This is a genomic window from Streptomyces flavofungini (genome assembly GCF_041028215.1).
GTDB classification, from domain to species: Bacteria; Actinomycetota; Actinomycetes; order Streptomycetales; family Streptomycetaceae; genus Streptomyces; species Streptomyces flavofungini_B.
The window spans coordinates 1-1,976 of record NZ_JASKYR010001164.1; the positions used below are offsets into that span (position 1 = coordinate 1).

The following is a 1,976-nucleotide window of genomic DNA, read 5'->3' on the forward strand; positions in this document are numbered from 1 at the left end:
GGCCTCCAGAGCGGAGGCTTCGAGCGCGACCTGGTCGTCATGGAAGGCACGGATGCAGCACTCGTCGTGGTCCGTCCGGAACGAGGAAGGAAAGTATGGAARCTCCGCATGCTTCATTCACTCGTCGAGATTAGATCTGGAAGCRACTACTTRGCCTTGATGGGGACGGCTATGCCTAGTTCCTCTGAGACTGTGAATCGACTGGCCGGACATGCTCCCTTGGGTTCCGTCACCACCTCGGGGGCGTTGATGTCGCCGTTGACTGCCCATCCCTTGAGTTCCTGCCGTGCGCATGCTGCGTCGAGTTTGGCTGCGGTAATTGCAGCTTTGGATCCCTGCACGTAGATCGTTACCGGGAATGGTTTGGTGACCTTCGGCGGCTGCTCTGGTGGCCTCGATGCCCATAGGAAGATCAGGATGCACACGGCAATCACAGTGCTTGAACGCTTCAGCAGTGTGATGAGCTTTTCGTAGAGCTGGCGGGACTGCCAGGCGTTTGCCTGCTGCAGACAGGCCTGCGCCGCCTGTTCGTACTGCAGCACCTGCTCCCTCAGGCCGTCGCTGGGGTTGCTGTCGAGGTCTGCTCGGGCCGCGCTGAGTTTTTCCCGGAGGTCTCTGGGGCTGGTGAACTGCACGGGCTGGATCTGCGTGAACCACTTGAGCTCGGCGAGCAGCGGGTCTTGTTTGGGCGGGGTCTCGTCGAGGATCTCGGCCGGGGTCGCCGGCCTCCTCGTCATCTCGCTGGTCTCGCGTCTGACCAAGTCGTTCCATGTCAGGGCTGGCGCGATCAAGACCCTGCTGGCGGAGACGATGACCGTACTGGTGGCCAGCAGGGCTACGAGCACCGCCAGCAGAGCCGTCGCCAGCTGCCAATCTGGTGTGACGCTGGCCACATCCTTGAGCTGAATGCCAGCCACCAGAAGGGCCGCCAAAGCGGCGTACGACGTTACCAACCATCGGGCCGCCGCCCGGACCGAGGCCCCGTGTTCCTCCGGTTGTGCCTGGTCAGGGCCGGGTTGCTGCTCGGATATCGCCACGGCTGCTCACTCCCCCGCGAGAAGGCCGACCGAGCATATACGGCCACGCCTGGCTTGTTCGAGCCCTGCGCGGGCACTCAAGATGTGGGCATAATTGTAGCTACAAATTTAGCTACAAGTTGCGGTACAAGTTGAAGTACAAGTTGGGCTGTAGGTTGAGCTTCGACTTGAGGCATCCATCGCAGGAAGGGAGGTTGTCCATGCCAGACATCCGGTTGGACAATGTCCGCGTCGTCACCATGCGCCAGCTCTCCAACGGCGCGAGCGACATCGTGCGCCAAGTGAACGAGACGAACCGGCCCGCAGTCGTCACCAAGCACGGCCGCTATGTCGCCGTCATCCAGCCCCTCTCCAACGCCGAAGTGGAGAGCATCGCCCTGAAGGGCCTGGCTGCCGCAGCAGATCTCGAGGACAACTACAGCGAGTCCGCTGACATGGCGACCATGATGCAGCGGCTCAACGACCGCCGTCGCAGCGGGAACTGACGGTCACTACGGTATAACTGCCGGGTGCTACCCATACCCTGCGAGTTCAGCCCCAAGGCGCAGGCCGACATGGACCGACTGGACCTGAACGTCTGCGAGGAGCTGCTGACGGTCGCCGCGACCGGTCTTTCGCGTGCTCCTGACAACTCGAGGGACCCCGACGAGGGCCAGGTCGGTCTCCAGAACCTGCTGTGGCGGCGTGGACTCACGCGGGAGCGTCGGCAGCAGCTCCTCGACGCGGAAGCCAGGGGCGAACCCGTAGAGGAGAAGGGCCCCGGCAGGCACGGCTGGCAGTACTACATCCTCTACAGGCCCATGAGCAGGATGGAAGCCCTACGCACCAAGAAGCCCAACGGCCTCATGGTCGTACACATCSTCGGCGAGGAAGAGGTCGGAGCCGTCGGCATCCCCGCCAACTACAGCCGCCTCTAGCCATCCCGGGCAGGGTGGGGGG

3 protein-coding genes are annotated in these 1,976 nt (G+C 62.9%); 2 read left to right on the forward strand and 1 reads right to left on the reverse strand.

Features of this window, described 5'->3' with window-relative positions; translation table 11 throughout:
* Positions 1-146: 146 nt before the first annotated feature.
* On the reverse strand, positions 147-1,037 hold the full coding sequence (locus AB8Z36_RS39395; protein WP_369218167.1) for a hypothetical protein: 891 nt from the start codon (positions 1,035-1,037) through the stop codon (positions 147-149).
* A gap of 200 nt (positions 1,038-1,237) precedes the next feature.
* On the opposite strand from AB8Z36_RS39395, the gene AB8Z36_RS39400 reads away from it, so the two are divergent.
* Both AB8Z36_RS39400 and AB8Z36_RS39405 read left to right on the forward strand, forming a co-directional pair.
* Positions 1,238-1,522 (forward strand): type II toxin-antitoxin system prevent-host-death family antitoxin, encoded by a 285-nt coding sequence (locus AB8Z36_RS39400; protein WP_369218168.1) that lies wholly within the window; start codon positions 1,238-1,240, stop codon positions 1,520-1,522.
* Positions 1,523-1,591: 69 nt separating this feature from the next.
* Positions 1,592-1,954: a hypothetical protein gene (locus tag AB8Z36_RS39405; protein WP_369218169.1), complete on the forward strand. Its 363-nt coding sequence runs from the start codon at positions 1,592-1,594 to the stop codon at positions 1,952-1,954.
* Positions 1,955-1,976 lie beyond the last annotated feature (22 nt).

Excerpts from the sequence above, each read along its gene's own strand:
- AB8Z36_RS39400 (WP_369218168.1), top strand. The coding sequence starts at position 1,238 with ATGCCAGACATCCGGTTGGACAATGTCCGCGTCGTCACCATGCGCCAG.